The sequence below is a fragment of the Roseibium sp. HPY-6 genome, assembly GCF_040530035.1.
Lineage (GTDB): Bacteria > Pseudomonadota > Alphaproteobacteria > Rhizobiales > Stappiaceae > Roseibium.
Window position 1 is genome coordinate 84,013 of record NZ_JBEWCD010000001.1, and the last position, 15,664, is coordinate 99,676.

The window sequence follows — 15,664 nt, forward strand, 5'->3', positions numbered from 1 at the left end:
GGCGAAGCATGAGGCTGGTCAGAGGGCGTCCCAAGGAAAAACGGGAAAGGAGACCGGCTCTGCTTGCCGGTTTCAATAAGCCTTAAACGGCTGTTTAAGCGGCCTTTGAGAGACGCTCACTTGTAATCGCGTAGTAGGCTTCCTCGCGCTCGCATCCGATAAAGCGCCGCCCGGCTCGCAGGGCTACAACACCGATCGTTCCAGACCCAGCAAAGGGATCTAGGATCGTCCCGGCTGGGTAGACTTGGACAAGTGTCTCCATGAGTGGCAGGGACTTCCTTATTGCGCGTAACATTGGAATGTCAGCTGCAGCAACTACTTTGAAAACACAACCAATAGTGTTTAACTTCGGGAGTTGCATTGATTTAGCAACCAACTCATAGTTTGGAGGAAAAAATGAAACCTAGTGCATTTTTCTCAAGTGTTTTGATGCTGTTTATTTCCAGTCCGGCATTTGCACAGAGTATTGAAGTATGGTCTAAAGAAACTAGTGGTGCTCAAGTAATCAAACGGTTCTGGGGTAGCAACTCGAATATGGAGCTACCGTTTCTGGCAACCGATGGGTATTGCTTTCTTACGGGAGTGCAGGGGCCGCTAAACAGTAAATCTGACAGCACAGGTTTTATTGTGAATAGCAGCGGCCAGTGGCAACTGGTCAACGACGGTGGAGCGTCTTGGGGTTACTGCGTTAAAACCAAATCTAGAGCGTACGAAGATGACTCTACCGACACGAGCACCGGCACAAGCCAATAGGCTTAGCGACAATACAAATCTAAAGGCTGCGATGAGAATAAGTCGTGTCTAGCTAGCCGCTCGGCGCGACATTAAGGGCGTGGTGGCGATACATGGCTACTGGGCGGGCGTTTGGTTTGGCGATCAGGCCCGCCGTCCGGATCAATTGATCCGGACCGTCCGTCAGGGAGACAATTCTCTCAATCTTGGGAGTTCAAAGATGGCTGGTCTTGAATACATCGAAATGCTTCGAAACGAGGCTCGAGATGCCGATATAGTGAGCGCAAACACACTTGCGAAAAATGCCTTGTCACTTGTTGAGAACGCACTGCGCTGGTTTGACGCCGATAGTAATTGCAGGCTTGCAGGTGATACAGCGACCGTGACCTGTCAGAGGCTCGCGAAAAACCTAATTGCGATGGCTCCGACAGAGGCAGAGAAAACTGTCATCGAAGAATTCCGGGCCGAAGCCTTGCAGGCGATTGATCTCTTCAAGGCAAGCTGTGAACGGTGTGGCCCCTCAGGCATGGCAAAAGCGCTCGGCGTTTAGCCAACGATCAAACTTCCCAGACCATGGGCGTCAGTCCGAGCGAGACAGCGAGCGCGTCCGCGTTGCTCTGAGCGGTTTGAAGGATCGCAGTGTAGTTGACGGGATCCGGTTCGGCTTCCAGAGCTGTCTTCGTTGACCGCCTCAATCCAGCGATCGACCCGGCGATCTGCCGGAAGGCTGTGGCGTTCGACATGATCGCGTTTGACAGATCGGTCAGGCTCTCGCCGGTCTGACTGGCTTCAGCCTGAAGCAACGCAAGCTGATCTACCGGGACCGTGTTCGGTTCCGCAAGATAAGACGTTGCGGCCGCTTCCTTTGCAAACCAGGACAGCTTTTCACCGATCGAGACATTGCCGGACACGTGGTCTTCGAACGCCTCCGCATAGGCAACAATCATCGCCTTGGCGCTTTCCAGCGTGTACTTGGCGATGGGAGAATGGACCCAAGCACCCGAACCGTTGTTCGCGGCCGGGTCATACTCGGAATCTGCGCTTGGTTTCAACGGTACTTCAACGGTGCCTTCCGGCAAAGCCGCGATAAATTCAGCGCTCGGCTCGCTGTTCGTCTGGCGATACCCATGGTCCGGGTGAAAAAATCCTCTCTCCATTACCTCAACTCCGTCCAGGCCGATATGCTGATCGCGCCGCCAACCCTGTAGAAAAATCCGTCTGGGACGATCCCTGACACGCTAGTCCCGGCCGTCCCGTTGCTCGTGCCAAAAGTCCGCCAATTCACACCATCAGCGCTTGCTTCAAATGGAACACCGCCGGCAGTGCCCCAGCGTATGAACACGGAGATAGGCCTCCCGGTTGTGTTCTGATAATCCGTGTTGACGAACCTCGATCCCGTAAGATCCTGCAAGGTCTGACCGACACCCAACAGCTGACTTTGCAGCGTCGCAATGTCCGCCTCGTTTGCATTTGCCTTGGACACAACGTTTGTCAGGTCTTGGATGACATTTGCCGCCGTGATCAGGACCGGATCATCAACACCATCGGAAACCTTGACCGCGATATAGCCGATGATCGTTTTTGGCCGTGTTTCAGATCCGGTTCGCGGCGTTCCGTTGACACCATCTGATACCGCTTCTCTGACCGGAGAGTTGCCATTTATGTCCACGACGAGACCGCCGTTAACTTGCGACGCATATTCAGCGGTGAAAATCCCGCCGCCGGCACCAGTCGCCGTTAATGAACCGACATATCTCGCATGCCAGTGACCCTGACCCTGGTCTTCCTGAAGGATACCCATTGCGCCGGCTGCGTCCGGGTTGATGGTCCCGCCGGGATCGCCAAAGCGGAAATACCGGCCTGCAAACGGCGGGAAATTACAGGTCGTTGCGCCATCGCCGTTGCCATAGCGGAACACACGGCAGGTCGTGCCGTTTGCCGTGGCATTTGCAGAAAGCGTCACCTGGCTCGGACCGTCGACCGAAAGGATCGTCGTGCCCGCCGGGATTTCCGCCCCTTCAACATCCATTCCCGGCGCAAGGTCCTGATCGGAGCCGATGCCGGTAACCACGGCAGACCCACTCGTAATGACAACGGTCCGCTCCGGCGCATAGTGGTCAAAGAGCATGTGATAGGTCGACCGGCTGAACGTCTGGTTTTCCGTTTTGACCACGACCCAAAACGCGCTCGGTGCGGCATCACTCATCCAGAGCATGGTTGATCCGACCGGCAGTTCGGCCCCGATGGCGGAAAGATCGGCTTTGCCTTGAATGTCCGTGTCCAGCTCTTCCAGTGCGTCCTGAACGTTTTCAGAGGTCATGCTCCCGGCCGGCGTTACAGCGATGCTGGCAGCGTTGCCCAGGACCGTGTTCGCCGCATCAATCGCGGACTGTGCGGCGTCGGCTGCGTCAGATGCGGCGGCAGTCGCAGCAGCATCCGCAAGCGCTCTGTCCGTGGCAGCATTCTGCGCGTGCCCCTCAGCTGCCCCAATCTCGGCTGCAGTCGGTCCGGTTGTCGGCTGTCCGTCCACCGCATCAAACATGACAACCGTGCCGGCACGGGTTGCTGCGTCCGGAAACGGGTTGATGAACTCACCTGTCGGAACGCGCAGAGAGTGCGACAGGTCCGTTTCCGGTATCGGCCCGATGCGCATCCAGGCACCTGCACCGACCTCGCCCGATTTCTGATAGACGCCCCGGTTTGCAGGAACCGGATCGCCCCAGACCTTTGCAACGGAACCCTCCACCCATCCGAGATCCGCCTGAAGATCGGCGAGCGTTCGGTAGTCGTCGCCAAGCGCAGCACCAATCAGCGCGACGAGTCTGTCGATGGAAATGACGGCAAGCGACTTTTGCCCACCCGTCTCCGTGTGGCCGAGCAAGTCGGTGATGACGGAAACCGATCCGTAGCTGTCTGTCCTAACGCCCATGAAGGCACTCCTTATGTGACGGTCACCGTGAACGGCCCGGCAAGCGGTCCGGCCTGGTCGTCCTGGTTCTGCGGTTCGAGGTAATAGTCGTAGTCACCCGCCGGCAGCAGGCTGGTGTCCTGGCCGGTGGAATCGCCGTCGACGACAACAAGTGTCGATGATTTGGAAACGGCGTGCGCACCAATCTGGTGCAGGCCCGTATCAAGCACACCGCCGGACGCGAGCCGGTAAATGATCACCTCGACGACATTGTCGTCGTTTTGAGTAACGATGGTGATATCAGCGTGCGCGACGTCTCCGGCAACGCCGCTGCCCGCACCGAGCGCCATCGGCAAGGCAGCATCCGAATCCCCGATCGTGACCACCGCAATCGTGTTGTAAGGCCCCGGCGTCCCGTTCGGTGTCAATGCGCGGGCTCTGAGGTCAACGCTGTTGCCGCTGACATAACCAGAAATGGGCGAGCCGCCATCGCCCGACGAAATCGAAATCGTGGTCCAGGTCGCGGTCCCTGTCAGACGATGATCGATTTCAAAGGTCGATACGATCGCCGAGCTGCCGGATCCCTGACTGATAAGAACATCCAGACCATTCGGATCGCCAGTTCCGGCAAAGCCGGTCCGGACGGCCGTGAAGACCGGCGCGGCTGGAACCAGTAGCGGATCGTTCAATTCACTGCCGACGACGCCAGACCAGATCGGAGGCGTTTCGGCATCGGTCAACGTGTCGACGATCGGAGACGCGTCAATCATCGTCACATGGCTGGTAAAGTTATCGCCGGCCTCAATACCCTTGATGATCAGCGCCTTGCTTTCAGAGACCGCCTTGCCAAAGTGCACCAGGTCACCGGCCTTTGGCGGAACGCCGCTGCCTGACAGAACAACCGCATCTGAAACACCCTCAACGGTCTTGACCGTGCGCACTGTTGAAACGCCGATTGTATCGGCTTCGGAAAGGCCCGAGCGAAACCGGATCGCATAGGCCTCACCTGCTTCCATGACGACGTCTTGATCCAGGACAACAAGCTGCCCCTCAACACTTAAGACGCGCGCTGCAACCTGCGTTTGCTCGAGCACATCAAATGAGCCCATAACAAGATCGCCGCGGGTTGCCACCCGGGCCGCACCGTCCTGCAGGGCGCTATATGCGTTTGGCCGGTGAATCAACTCATATTGACGGCGGCGCGCTTCAATCCAGATTTCATCCGGATCAGTCTTGCCGGGCAGTTCGATCTCTTCGGTCAGGGTGACTTCGCCGGCGAAACCCGGCCAGGGAACGATCCGCTCGGCTGGTTCGTAATCGTTGGTCTTGTCGAAAAACGGCACCCGGAACGCGTCCGGCGGATCGAGAAAGACCCTTTGCCAACGGAAATTCTCCGAGTTGCGCGGGTTTATATGATCAATAACCAGGTCTTGCGGTCTATCGACCACAACACTCCATTTGACACCGTCGTGCCGCGGCGAGGCCCGCCCTGCCCCGGCAATCAGTTGCAGGATTTCCAACATCGCAGCGTCAGTATCGAGAACGAAATTGCATTCCAGGTTCTTGGCCGCGCAGTAATCATGCCAGTCGGCGAGCTGATCGAAATCTATCGCGCTGTCAGGCACCGGATAGGCATTGACCGTTGACTGCAAAAGCCAGCGATAGAGAGACGCCGGATTGCTTGTCGCCCGTTCGATCCACGTGCTGGAACCGCTGTCCCAATCAAGGCAAACGCGCTTGCAAAGGGCATTCAGATCATCCAGCGCGCCGCTCAGCTGGTAAGTGGCCTTGATGCGCAAGGCGACAATCGCGAGCGGCTCCGGATAGTTGATCGGATATTCCGGCCGCATGGTCTGAACGGCAACCAACACGGACCGGTCCTGGACACGGGAACTCGTGCGCTCTGAGGTCATGCGTGTGACTTCGATCTCGTAACGTCCGCGCGCCGGGAAATCCCATGTATGCTGCCGGTAGAACGCCTCACGCTTCGCCGCAGAAACATTGAGCGTCGTAACCTCTGTCCAGGGATCACCGCTGTCTTGCGCCCGATAGCGAATGCGGATCGACACCGAAAGCGATTGCAGATTGCCGCTAGTGTCATAGTTGAAGAGCCCGCCTGGGAATGACACGACCACGGAAGCGCCTGTGCCATTTGCCGCGGAGTAGCGGACAACAGGTTCCTCGATCGACGGGCCGGAAATCACGTTGCCGGCATCATTGCGCGGCAACGGCCGTGTCAGGTCGCTTCCCGCGAGATCTTCCAGAACCTGGCGCGGATAGAGCGTGACCGGATCATCGCCCGGTAAGCCCTCGCGGACCTCCATTTCGACTTCGTCATATTCTTCAATATCGGTTGTCCCGATCTTGAAGTCCGACAAGCTGACCGGCCCGGGTCCGAAGACGAAGAGCCCCCGGATATACTGAATGTCGCCAACAATCTCGGTATAGGAGCGTGCGGCAAAGGGCGGTGCATATCGATGTTCGCCAAAGGGAACGGGCAACGGTGCATCCGGTGCTAGCCGGTTCTTCCAGCCACTGATGGAATAGGACTGCTTGACATCGCTGTCCGTTGGCGATGCCAGTGCTTCAGGACTTGCAGGAGGCACAAGGGCATTGATCAGAAGATTGCCGAGAGCCGTTACACCTAGCGTCAGCCCCGCCTGCACCAGACCAGCGGAAATGCCAAGTACACCCGCGAGCGCCGGCGCAAAAAAAGCACCAATGGCAATCGCGGCGATCGCGACAACTGCCTGCAGGATCGACCGGAGTGCGTTCTTGCCAGGCAGAACACGGATCACGACACGCACACCGGCGCGCGGGCGCACAAACTGCCAGTTCTTGCGCGCGATCGCCTGCGCACCCTTTTCAGTCACCAGAACCACCCGGATCGGCAAATCATCGCCAACAGCTTCCGGCAAAGCGGTCGCGACGATCTCCGCAAGGGTGAGCCCGTGCGGCAACGTCATGTCGATCCGGTTCGCCCCGGGATCGAACAACGGCGCAGCAATGACGGGAACGGTATCAGTCATCAGACCGCACCCTCATTTCTTCATGACGGTAATGCCCAATAAGGCGCGGCTGCCAGGCACCAGTCCGGTAATTTTCAACCTTGACCTGGTCTTCGCCCTGGACATGCAACATCCTGCCGTTCCCAACAACGACACCACAATGAGCGGCAAGCTTGCCAATTCGAAAGAGCGCGATATCAAAAGGCTGCGCACGATCCTCGACTTTCCGCCAGGGTCCGAACTCGATCGCATCCGAAAAGAGCGCGTTGAGCTCCTTGCGTTCTTCGCAGCTGACATAGTCCCCTGCATAGGAGGTCAGCTCCATGCCAAGCTCTTGCAGATAGACGAGCACGGCCAGGCCGTAGCAGTCGCAGCCCACACTTTCGCGGCCGAATTCCTTGAACGGAATGCCGACATATTTATTGCTCCAACTCATCTGTGAAGTCCCGGAAATCTCTGTTTGGTCATGCGCACCGATGGAAAGCTTTCTTCCTCGATCGGCTGCCGGCTCAGAAAAAGCGTAATCTCGGAGGCATCCCCCTCGGCGCGCACCAGCTTCAGGCCCCTGAATTCAGCCTCGATCAGATCAGGTGACGAGGCCAGGACGAGCGCAATGTCGACCGTGGCCTGCGAGTTGATCATTTGCAGAACGTCCGCAATGCCCTTGGTGACATTCTCTAAGGTGATAGCCGCTTCGGCAGGCGCTTCCTCCAGGTCGCTCGGCAAATCTGCGGACACGAGCACGAATTGAAACGGCTCACTGACCGGATTTGCACCGTTGAACGTGGACCGCGTTCCGTAGGTGAGCGGATCATCCGTGAGCCGATCTGCATTGTCGGTCGACAGGCGAACCGGCTCCGATAGTTCTTCATGCTCAATATGGAAAAGCGCGACCTCGATTTCTTTGGTGGAGTGCTCTTCCTGGAGAAGCCGCCTGTTGAGCGAAACCCGCCTCACGGCATCACCGACACGGGAAAGGTGACGACGAATTGCAGGCCGGGTTTGCTGATGGCCGGCATATTCTCACCAAAGAGCACCAGCCAATGGGCAGCGATCAAAATCGGCTCATCATCCGGCGCCAGGAGCGCATTGCCGTCGGGCGCGAGCAGCGGCCAGCCGTCCGTAATCGGATCCGGCATCAAGAACGGCAAAGCCCCCATTTGAGTATCTACTTCATGGAAGGTTTCAAAGACGGCAAGCTGCTCGCGGTTGATCTTGATACTGAGCGACACAAGCGTGCTGACAGAGGAAAAACGGCGCTTGTAACCAGGCGGCCCGGTTTCCGCGCGCTTCTTGATGCGCGGGTCCTGGAGCTGCTTCTGAAAACTGGAGCGTTGAGGTTTCGGCAGCTCTGCCGGCCAAACAGGTATCATCGTTTAGCCCTCTGCTTTTTGACGCCATAGGTGCGGCCGAGCATGCGTTGCGCGGCTCCACCTGGCAGGGAGAACGAATCTGCGACTTGCTCCGAGATGATAAACTTCGTGCTCCGTCCGCCGCGCTCATCGCGGCTTTCTTCGACATCGACTTGCGCATTTGAATAATTGTGCACCTCGATCTTGCCAGGTGCGTCATTCGCCGCGGAGTTGCGCATTCCAGTAGCGCTGCCGGTCCCGGCAAACGGTGTTACATACCCGCCAGAACGAAACCCTTTCAGCGCGCCGCTGTGGATCTGGTCCAAGACACCGACACCGATACGCCGCGTTGCCGGAGCGCTGAAGACATATTCATTGGCGTGCACAAGACCGGCGACATCAGAATCGGCGCCTGGTCCAGTCGAACCGCCGCGGTTGAAGCCGAAAGCACCTGCGAGACCCTTGAAGATCCCGGAAAAGAACCCGCTGAAGCCACCGCCCCCGGCACCGTCGCCGAGCCCGCTGAAAACGTTCTGCAGGCCTTCCGTCATGGTTCCGGCAAGCTCCTGCGATTGACCGGCAAAGGATGTTGCCGTGTTGGCAAGGGACGTGCTGCCTTCTGCAAGCGATCCGATCGCCTTGCTCATGCCGCCATCAAAGCGCGTCAGTCCGGACGACGCGGTCTGAAGATCGCCGCCGAACACGTTTAGTGCCTCTTCGGCCGCCTGCAGGCGCCCTGTCCAGTTGTGCATGGCTTCCGGATTGCCATAGGAAAAGCCGGACGGCCGCTCGAACCCGCCGAAGGCAGCAGTCGCCTCACGCACATTGCGGCTTGCCAGCAGGTCCCGGAACGCGCGGCTTTCCGTGGTTTGCAATTCGTGCCAGGCAAAGTCCAACTGGCCACGCACATTGCCGAGGTTCTGCCGACCGCCGATATAGTCGAACAGGTTGAAACGGCGGTCATTGTGCTGGAAGAGGCCAAAGGCGTTGCCGCCGTCACCGATCGCATACGGGTTGAACGCGCTTTCGGCCGAAACGTTGCCGACAATCCCGGCAACCTGGTGCGGCTGCAGCCCTTTGCCGAGGAAATACCGCCAGACCTGCGAGGCCACCGAGCCGCCGGTTGACGGCGCGATCGCCGAAGCCGCCGCCGGCAGGGACGCTGCAGCGGTCGCAGGCGGACTGTAGCTCGAAACGGATGTCGCGGCTCCGCCGCCAAACCCACCGGCCCGGCCGCCTGTGATCGAACTGAACAGCCTGGAGAGGAAGTCGGTCGGCGCAGGACCGCCCAGCAGGAAGTTGAATTGACCGGCGAGGAAGTCGCGCAGGATCTGCTTTGCAAGCTTTTCCAGAACGTCGGAAAGCTCTTCACCGTTGACAATTGCATCGGCCAGGCTGTCGGACAGCTCTTCACGCAGCGGAGCGGTCGCTTCTCGAAGATCGTTTGTGCGCCGTTCGGCAACAACGAGCTGCGCAGCGTATCGGCTCGGACCGTCCCCGGACGCGATCTGCTCCAGGCGCTCAAGAGCGGCCGCAGCATCATCGGTGGCACTGGCATAGTCCCGCATGGCCGCGACCCGGGCGTCGTCGGCATTGCCGCCCGCGCGCGCGAACAGCCCTTCGTTTTCCAGTTCTGCAATGCGCTGCAGACGCGCTGCCAGCTCTTCTGCAGGTGCACGGCTGGTTTCGATCAGCCGCTTGACTTCCGACAGGCGCTTTTCAAGGTCACGGTTGCCGCTCGAATTCAGCTTGTCGATGACCTTTTGGTAGTCTTCAGCCGCTTTCGCTCGCGCGTCGGCTGCTTGGGCTGCCGTCAGAAAGCCCCGCTCTTCAGCCGCCGCGATATCCCGCAAGGTTTCCTGATACTTGTCAGCCGCCGGCGTGATCCGTTCAACCCAGACCTCGGCGAGCTTTTCGAGCCGCTTTTGCTCTTCGCCGTCCTGGAAGGTCTGGTCACGCACAGCGCCTGGCGGCGGTTCCGGCTGAAAGACAAAATCGTCCCTGAAACCGTTGCGGCGGTCGAGTTCCTTCTGTCGACGTTCTAGCTCAACATCAAGGCGCTCGAGATCGTCCCGGGCAGTTTTCAGCTGCGGCTCAAATCTCTGATCGCGCCCTGCCCGCGTTTCCAGGTCCTGGATGCGCTCCAGAAGTAAGATCCGATCATTTAAAAGCGTGTTGAATTCAGTCTGAACCCGCTGTGTCGACCGATCCTCAACCTCGCGCGTGAGATCAATCAGGGAACTGAAACCGGCAAGAGCGGTCGCAAGAAATTCGCTTAGTGCCTGAGCTGCCGGAGCCGCATCCAGAAGCGCGCGCTTCAGGTTCCGATCTATTGTCTGCGATGCCTTGGTCAGCTCGCTATCGAGGTCCTCGGCGCGTTTGACAACATCGTCCTGAAAGACCAGGCCAAGATCGCGCGACTCGTCGATCATGCGGCGCAAATTGTCTGAGCCGCGGTCAATCAGTTCAACAAAACGCTCGCCGGCGGTCCCGCCGAAAATTTCATCCGCAATCCGGATCTGTGCGGCGCGGTCGAAGTCTTCCAGGCGCTCCACGATCTCAACCAGCAGCTCGGACGGGTTTTTCAGCTGCTCCTGAAGCTCGCTGGCACTGAAGCCAAGGCGCTGGAAGGCTTCCGCCGCAGGCCCTGCGCCCGTCAGAATGAATTCATCCGCGCGAAGGTTCAGTTCCTTGATACCATCGGTCAACGCGTCGACGGATATCCGGTTCCGGTCCGCAACAAGTTGCAATTCCTGAAAAGCTTCAACGTCAAGACCGGCCCGGCGTGCGGCATCACCAACCTCGGCGATCGAGCGTGCGGCGTCGCGAGACGACGTCACGACCTTTGCAAAGCCGAGCGACAAGGCACCGATACCGATTGCGGCAGCTGCCCCCGCCGGCCCCATCGCGCGCAAACCCGTGCCGGCAGCGCCAAGGTTCGCGGAAAGCCCGGTCGCGCTCGTCCTCAGATCATCGACTGCTGCGTCAACAGCCTTCAGGCTGCGGCGCGCCGGTTTGCTGGCGCGCTCGATCCGCTTGAGCGCCTGCTCGCCTTCAGTACCAAAGCGGCGCAGCTCGCGATGGACGGCCTTGCCGTCAACAGCAGCAAGCCGAATGCCGACTTCAGGCATCCTACCTCTCATGTTGCGCTCCGTATTGGTCCTGGAAGGACTTTAGAAAGGCTGCTTCGTAGTGAACGAGAAAGTCCGAGACGATCCCGGCTTGCGAAGCGGTAAGATCACCGGCGCGGGCAAGTGCCTCGCCGATCATGAGGCCGGTGCGCCGGCCATCCTTGTCGGAGATCCGCCAAACGCCGTCACCTGTCGCGAGCCGCACCGCCAATTGACCAAGGCCTGTGCGCGGCTGGTTCTTTTCCATCGGGCATTTCTGCCCGCAATACTCGTTCAGGTCTTTGCAGCCGCTGCAGTATTGTCCTCCGCCTCGCCCGAACCAGGCTGCGAGACGGCGGATACGTTTCCCTCTTCTCGAACCGCGAATTCAACGGAATATGCGACCTTGTCGAAAGCCCGTTTCATGTCCGGATAAAGAAGAAATTGGCCGATCGTTGTGCGATTGATCGGCAGCGGCGCACCGTCGTCACCGGACACATTTTCCCACCTGGTGACAACCTGCTCAAACAGGAGCACGCTGGAGATAAAGGATGACAGGCCGAGATAGTTGCGAAACCGGTCGGAAACACTGTCCTCGTCACCGTCGACCTCGTCCGCTTCGCCCGAACCTTCAAGCAGGCTTTTCGGCACGCCGTAGCTGGTCAATGCCTCTCTTTGCATGACCATGTCGTGGATTGCGCTCGACGCTTCCGTTTGCGCCTGACCGACATCGATCGAGTTGGCCGGACGCATGGTGAGGACAACGCCATAGGGAAACTCTACAGCGCGGTCCTCGAACGAAAATTCAGACGGATTAAAGGACATAGGCGTCAATGTTGTTTGTAACGGTGACGGTCAGCATCGGCGCGCCGGATGTTTGCTCGGCCCGGAACCCGAATTCCGATTCCAGACGGCCAGGACCGCTGATCGGCGCGAACGGTGCACGGTCGAAACGAACCGCAGGCATCGCAAAGGTGATCCGCGCATCCGCTGCCTCTCCGAACTCCAGTTCCAGGGCAACCGGATTGCCCGCATTCATGATGTCGTAATACGTATCGTCGACATAACGAACGCGGCCGTTGCCGGTCAGCTGCGCCTCGGTATCAAGGTCATAGCCGGAGACAAACTTTGTGCCGTTGATCGATTCGTCATCAGCAAAGCCGTTCTGGTAGTTGATCGAGGCGCCGAGGAAGTTACCCGCAAGCACACCATTGACCCTCAAAAGGCCCTGCGATGCCGGCAGCAGAGACGTCGGTATCATAGCGGGCGGCACACCGCCGCCGGTGCTGGTCAGCTTAACCTGGTTGCGGGCAAGGCAGTTGAGCGTCACCTGCCGGAAACCGCCGCTCCGGGTCGCGTCCAAAGACATACCGTTCACGACAACACCAAGCGTCTGGTAGAACGCCAGACCGGCGCGCTTTTCAACCTCGATCGTGCGCCAGGGCAAAACTTCGCTGCCGGACGTCCAGACATGCGTGTAAGGTCCTGCCCCGGTCGTGTTTGGCGCACCGAACAGATGCGTCAGCCAATAAGGAAAATGGTTGGCATCCAGCGGCACGACGATATCGCCGGCAGCACTCAGTAGACCGGGCTGCGGCTCCGTCGCATCGCGGTTGTTGTTCCGGTCAAGGCCGATCAGCGGATTTTCCTCGAACGGCTCGGCTTCGCCAAGGTTCTCGGAATAGAAGAACGTCGGGATATAGTTCCCGCTCGCAGCGGTATCAAACTGTGTCTGCGTGCCGAACAGAAGGTTCAGGTCTTGCCGCGTGGCTTGGCGCTGGTTGCCATGGGAAAGCTCCTTTAGATCAGCCGCGGACTGCGGCAATGGATTTTTCAAGGTCGGTTGCCGGGCGGACCTTGACCCCGAGTGCTTCGATTTCATCCGGCTCAAGCCAGAGAACCGCACCGCGGCGCTTCTCGCCGTGGTCCTCAAGCAAAAGGAAATGGCCCGCCTCCGGCGTGGCCGCGGTGCGCTTCTTGGTCATGTCTCACCTTTGAAATCGTCAGAAGGGTTGGTCTGAAGTCAGTTGCACTTCGATCAGGATCAAAAGCCCGGCGAGGTTCGGAACACCCTCTGTCACAAGACCCGATCGCTGAATTCCGGACATCCGGGTGTCGTCGCAGGCGCCACCCAGGGCCGGATCTGCGTCGATCGCCGTTGCGACCGCCCCGACAATTCCGGAAAGCGCAGCGCGGCGATCGGCATCCGTATCGCCTTGAACAATGATTTCCAGCGTTGGCAGCAGCGTCAGTTCATAAACGGCGCCGTTTCCAATCAGAACATTGTCGACCTGGATGTCGCCGTCGATCAAATTGGCGTAGCCAGCTGCGTCTCCGTCGAGTGCTTCCAGCATCTTTTCCAGGGGCTCGTTCCGATGAACCGAGGGAATGGAGGTTTCTGCCGCGGCAAGTGTCGTCAAGACAGCCGCGAGCGCTGTAAGCGCTGTATCGGAATTCATTGTCCGAGCCTCCGTGCAATTCCTGTAACGACGCGCCGGACATAGAGCTGCTCGGCGATCGCAGCGACGGAGTCAATGTCGAAGCGCTTCGCGAGCCGGACCTGCTTGACAAGCACGTACATCAGAACGGGTTGCGACTTGATGCGACCGCCCTGTTTCACGACCCGGGACCGGCGCTTCTTGCCGCCCGACCTCCTGAAACCCTTTTCGGCGATCGCGTAGAAAACCCGGTTGCCGCTTCCAGGCTTTGGGAAAACCTTCAGGCTGTCGAGGCCGAAGGTCTCCAAAAAGTCTTCCATGGACATGCGCCGGCCACGGGCGCCTCGCTTCCGGCTTGCAGGAGCGAAGTCTGTCGGCACCGCAAGAAACCCGCCCGGACTTTTCGAGCGGATCGGGTCGGCCGAAGAAAACGCAGAGACGATATGCGGTGCTTTCGACCAGATCAGCGCCGCAGGCTCCAGGGTCAGCACGTTGCGCCCTGGAAAGGTCCGGTGCCGCCAGGTTTTGGCGAGACGGTTTCCAAGGCCGGCAGAGGTGACCTGCTGCCGGAACCGTTTCTTCACGGCCGCCGCAACGTCGTCGGTCGCCTCATAAATGGCGCTCGCGACTTCGTTGGTCTGCCGGTCGAGTTCCTTCTGCAGGTTTCCGACCAGGGCAAGCTGGATATCAGGCATCTAAAGAGCCACGCGGCAGCGCCAGACGAGCCTGGCATTGTCCTTCAGGGTTGGCTTGGCAACGATGTTCTGGGTTGCGCCGTTGACCTCGAATGCTCCGCCTTCGGTCGGCGTCACCTCACTTGCACGAACAAGATAAATCGTTTCCCGCCCCACCGGCCGGGAGACGAAATCGCCCATGTCGACACCGACATCGTCGTCGCTCTCAAACAGCAACTTGCACGGTGTCGCGCCGTAAAGGCCGTCGACGCCGAGCCTTTCAAAGGCGGCGTCGACAGCTTTTTTTGCAATATCAGAACGCATAAGCGGTCCGCTTAGTTGGAGGTCTCGAGTTCAACAACCAGGTTCGGCTGCTTGCAAACCGCGAGCCGGTTGGACTGAGACTTCATTTCAACACCAGCGCCGTGATCGAGAACCTTGCTCGAGATATAGACCGGATCGGAAGCGTCAGGCGCGATATTGACCATGTCGACGTGATGAACCGGTCCCTGATACGTAGTGAAAAGGTTCTGCGTGCCGGCAGGGTATGCGTGCCCTTTGTTCGCCTCGACGATTGCCTCGGACGTGATTGCACCAGCCGTGTTGCGAACCGGGAACGAGCCCTTGTATTCACGCCACAGGATCTGGCCAAACTCGAACACCCTGCCCCAATTGCCACCAAGGTTTTGGCGTTCAATGTCCTGAAGCCTGGACGCCTGCTGCGTTTGTATCCAGAATTTCTCGACATTCGGATGCGAGACAAACTTGCTGAAGAAGCTCGGAGAGACGACGGTTTCGATTTGTGTCGAGGTTTCGCCTTTCAGATTGGTCTGAACGTGGTCGATCACTTCCTCACACTTTTCATAGACATTGGTGCTTGCAGTGCCGAGGGCAAAGTCAATCGTCTTCTTTATAAGATTGAAGATGCTGAAGAGATCGTAGAGCGTGCGACCCTTACCATCCTTGATCAAACCACGCAGCATACCCATGCGGATGTACTCCAGGGTGATCGAGTGGTTTCTGCGGATTGTGTTGAGACGACGCGCGGTCTCGGTGCCGAGATTGCGCGCGCTCATCATGCCGTTGATGACTTCAACGCCGCCAACCAGGTCCTCAGCCTTGATTGTTTCCAAATGCGGAAAGTGCGGGATCATGAGGATGGTGCCGCCGATATCGTCCTGCTCGGACATCTGACCGGGTGCGCCCGGTTCGTCGGCCGCGAGAACGACGATGTATCCGTCGCGGAAATCGATGCGCACAAAACGCGATGCCATCGGCTCATCGGGCGCCAAGTTCAATGCATTGAGCATTCCATATTCATTCGGAATGCGGTTGACCTCTTCGGTCAGCTCAACATTCGAGTAGGGAAAGAGAATTTCCGGCATAGCCTTTCACTCCTGAAGATATCCGGCCGTGCCGGAAGGTATGAAAAAGGCCGGCAG

The 15,664-nt window shown here is 58.7% G+C and carries 18 protein-coding genes; 2 read left to right on the forward strand and 16 right to left on the reverse strand.

The genetic code is table 11. The features are described 5' to 3' along the window. Window positions 1–94: 94 nt before the first annotated feature. Window positions 95–361 (reverse strand): DNA methyltransferase, encoded by a 267-nt coding sequence (locus ABVF61_RS00385; protein WP_353991566.1) that lies wholly within the window; start codon window positions 359–361, stop codon window positions 95–97. 35 nt (window positions 362–396) lie between these two features. Between ABVF61_RS00385 and ABVF61_RS00390 the strand changes: the two genes are divergently transcribed. Both ABVF61_RS00390 and ABVF61_RS00395 read left to right on the forward strand, forming a co-directional pair. Then, the gene (locus ABVF61_RS00390; protein ID WP_353991567.1) at window positions 397–753 is read left to right on the forward strand and encodes a hypothetical protein; all 357 of its coding nucleotides are present in this window, start codon (window positions 397–399) and stop codon (window positions 751–753) included. A 199-nt stretch (window positions 754–952) separates the two neighbouring features. Beyond that, on the forward strand, window positions 953–1,282 hold the full coding sequence (locus ABVF61_RS00395; RefSeq protein WP_353991568.1) for a hypothetical protein: 330 nt from the start codon (window positions 953–955) through the stop codon (window positions 1,280–1,282). Between the two features lie 7 nt (window positions 1,283–1,289). Here the strand turns inward: ABVF61_RS00395 and ABVF61_RS00400 are convergent, their stop codons facing one another. From ABVF61_RS00400 to ABVF61_RS00470, 15 genes are read right to left on the reverse strand one after another with little or no spacing between them, the layout of a single operon-like run. After that, complete coding sequence (locus ABVF61_RS00400; RefSeq protein ID WP_353991569.1) at window positions 1,290–1,889, reverse strand: hypothetical protein; 600 nt, start codon at window positions 1,887–1,889, stop codon at window positions 1,290–1,292. Then, window positions 1,889–3,661 (reverse strand): hypothetical protein, encoded by a 1,773-nt coding sequence (locus ABVF61_RS00405; RefSeq protein WP_353991570.1) that lies wholly within the window; start codon window positions 3,659–3,661, stop codon window positions 1,889–1,891. The genes ABVF61_RS00400 and ABVF61_RS00405 overlap by 1 nt, the downstream gene beginning before the upstream one ends. 11 nt (window positions 3,662–3,672) lie before the next feature. Then, window positions 3,673–6,669 (reverse strand): host specificity factor TipJ family phage tail protein, encoded by a 2,997-nt coding sequence (locus tag ABVF61_RS00410; protein WP_353991571.1) that lies wholly within the window; start codon window positions 6,667–6,669, stop codon window positions 3,673–3,675. After that, window positions 6,662–7,084, reverse strand: a complete 423-nt coding sequence (locus tag ABVF61_RS00415; RefSeq protein ID WP_353991572.1) for a C40 family peptidase — start codon at window positions 7,082–7,084, stop codon at window positions 6,662–6,664. Before ABVF61_RS00415 ends, ABVF61_RS00410 begins: the two co-directional genes overlap by 8 nt. Next, complete coding sequence (locus tag ABVF61_RS00420) at window positions 7,081–7,605, reverse strand: hypothetical protein (protein ID WP_353991573.1); 525 nt, start codon at window positions 7,603–7,605, stop codon at window positions 7,081–7,083. Before ABVF61_RS00420 ends, ABVF61_RS00415 begins: the two co-directional genes overlap by 4 nt. Next, on the reverse strand, window positions 7,602–8,021 hold the full coding sequence (locus tag ABVF61_RS00425; RefSeq protein WP_353991574.1) for a hypothetical protein: 420 nt from the start codon (window positions 8,019–8,021) through the stop codon (window positions 7,602–7,604). Before ABVF61_RS00425 ends, ABVF61_RS00420 begins: the two co-directional genes overlap by 4 nt. Further along, window positions 8,018–11,143: a phage tail tip lysozyme gene (locus tag ABVF61_RS00430; RefSeq protein ID WP_353991575.1), complete on the reverse strand. Its 3,126-nt coding sequence runs from the start codon at window positions 11,141–11,143 to the stop codon at window positions 8,018–8,020. Before ABVF61_RS00430 ends, ABVF61_RS00425 begins: the two co-directional genes overlap by 4 nt. Next, entirely contained in the window at window positions 11,133–11,378 is a 246-nt protein-coding gene (locus ABVF61_RS00435) for a hypothetical protein (RefSeq protein ID WP_353991576.1), read from the reverse strand. The genes ABVF61_RS00430 and ABVF61_RS00435 overlap by 11 nt, the downstream gene beginning before the upstream one ends. A 26-nt stretch (window positions 11,379–11,404) precedes the next feature. After that, window positions 11,405–11,935: a hypothetical protein gene (locus ABVF61_RS00440; protein WP_353991577.1), complete on the reverse strand. Its 531-nt coding sequence runs from the start codon at window positions 11,933–11,935 to the stop codon at window positions 11,405–11,407. Next, the gene (locus ABVF61_RS00445; RefSeq protein ID WP_353991578.1) at window positions 11,925–12,935 is read right to left on the reverse strand and encodes a phage tail tube protein; all 1,011 of its coding nucleotides are present in this window, start codon (window positions 12,933–12,935) and stop codon (window positions 11,925–11,927) included. Before ABVF61_RS00445 ends, ABVF61_RS00440 begins: the two co-directional genes overlap by 11 nt. Beyond that, a complete protein-coding gene (locus ABVF61_RS00450) occupies window positions 12,916–13,095 on the reverse strand; it encodes a hypothetical protein (protein WP_353991579.1) in 180 nt (59 codons plus the stop codon). The genes ABVF61_RS00445 and ABVF61_RS00450 overlap by 20 nt, the downstream gene beginning before the upstream one ends. Window positions 13,096–13,113: 18 nt before the next feature. Further along, window positions 13,114–13,569: a hypothetical protein gene (locus ABVF61_RS00455; RefSeq protein ID WP_353991580.1), complete on the reverse strand. Its 456-nt coding sequence runs from the start codon at window positions 13,567–13,569 to the stop codon at window positions 13,114–13,116. Continuing rightward, on the reverse strand, window positions 13,566–14,243 hold the full coding sequence (locus ABVF61_RS00460) for a DUF6441 family protein (RefSeq protein ID WP_353991581.1): 678 nt from the start codon (window positions 14,241–14,243) through the stop codon (window positions 13,566–13,568). The genes ABVF61_RS00455 and ABVF61_RS00460 overlap by 4 nt, the downstream gene beginning before the upstream one ends. Then, window positions 14,244–14,546 (reverse strand): head-tail joining protein, encoded by a 303-nt coding sequence (locus ABVF61_RS00465; protein ID WP_353991582.1) that lies wholly within the window; start codon window positions 14,544–14,546, stop codon window positions 14,244–14,246. An 11-nt stretch (window positions 14,547–14,557) separates the two neighbouring features. Beyond that, on the reverse strand, window positions 14,558–15,607 hold the full coding sequence (locus ABVF61_RS00470) for a major capsid protein (protein ID WP_353991583.1): 1,050 nt from the start codon (window positions 15,605–15,607) through the stop codon (window positions 14,558–14,560). Window positions 15,608–15,664: the final 57 nt, after the last annotated feature.

What these genes read in the sequence shown, in the direction of transcription:
- ABVF61_RS00385 (WP_353991566.1), bottom strand. Translation starts at nt 361, where the DNA reads ATGCAACTCCCGAAGTTAAACACTATTGGTTGTGTTTTCAAAGTAGTT.
- ABVF61_RS00390 (WP_353991567.1), top strand. Translation starts at nt 397, where the DNA reads ATGAAACCTAGTGCATTTTTCTCAAGTGTTTTGATGCTGTTTATTTCC.
- ABVF61_RS00395 (WP_353991568.1), top strand. Translation starts at nt 953, where the DNA reads ATGGCTGGTCTTGAATACATCGAAATGCTTCGAAACGAGGCTCGAGAT.
- ABVF61_RS00400 (WP_353991569.1), bottom strand. Translation starts at nt 1,889, where the DNA reads ATGGAGAGAGGATTTTTTCACCCGGACCATGGGTATCGCCAGACGAAC.
- ABVF61_RS00405 (WP_353991570.1), bottom strand. Translation starts at nt 3,661, where the DNA reads ATGGGCGTTAGGACAGACAGCTACGGATCGGTTTCCGTCATCACCGAC.
- ABVF61_RS00410 (WP_353991571.1), bottom strand. Translation starts at nt 6,669, where the DNA reads ATGACTGATACCGTTCCCGTCATTGCTGCGCCGTTGTTCGATCCCGGG.
- ABVF61_RS00415 (WP_353991572.1), bottom strand. Translation starts at nt 7,084, where the DNA reads ATGAGTTGGAGCAATAAATATGTCGGCATTCCGTTCAAGGAATTCGGC.
- ABVF61_RS00425 (WP_353991574.1), bottom strand. Translation starts at nt 8,021, where the DNA reads ATGATACCTGTTTGGCCGGCAGAGCTGCCGAAACCTCAACGCTCCAGT.
- ABVF61_RS00430 (WP_353991575.1), bottom strand. Translation starts at nt 11,143, where the DNA reads ATGAGAGGTAGGATGCCTGAAGTCGGCATTCGGCTTGCTGCTGTTGAC.
- ABVF61_RS00435 (WP_353991576.1), bottom strand. Translation starts at nt 11,378, where the DNA reads ATGGAAAAGAACCAGCCGCGCACAGGCCTTGGTCAATTGGCGGTGCGG.
- ABVF61_RS00440 (WP_353991577.1), bottom strand. Translation starts at nt 11,935, where the DNA reads ATGTCCTTTAATCCGTCTGAATTTTCGTTCGAGGACCGCGCTGTAGAG.
- ABVF61_RS00450 (WP_353991579.1), bottom strand. Translation starts at nt 13,095, where the DNA reads ATGACCAAGAAGCGCACCGCGGCCACGCCGGAGGCGGGCCATTTCCTT.
- ABVF61_RS00455 (WP_353991580.1), bottom strand. Translation starts at nt 13,569, where the DNA reads ATGAATTCCGATACAGCGCTTACAGCGCTCGCGGCTGTCTTGACGACA.
- ABVF61_RS00460 (WP_353991581.1), bottom strand. Translation starts at nt 14,243, where the DNA reads ATGCCTGATATCCAGCTTGCCCTGGTCGGAAACCTGCAGAAGGAACTC.
- ABVF61_RS00465 (WP_353991582.1), bottom strand. Translation starts at nt 14,546, where the DNA reads ATGCGTTCTGATATTGCAAAAAAAGCTGTCGACGCCGCCTTTGAAAGG.
- ABVF61_RS00470 (WP_353991583.1), bottom strand. Translation starts at nt 15,607, where the DNA reads ATGCCGGAAATTCTCTTTCCCTACTCGAATGTTGAGCTGACCGAAGAG.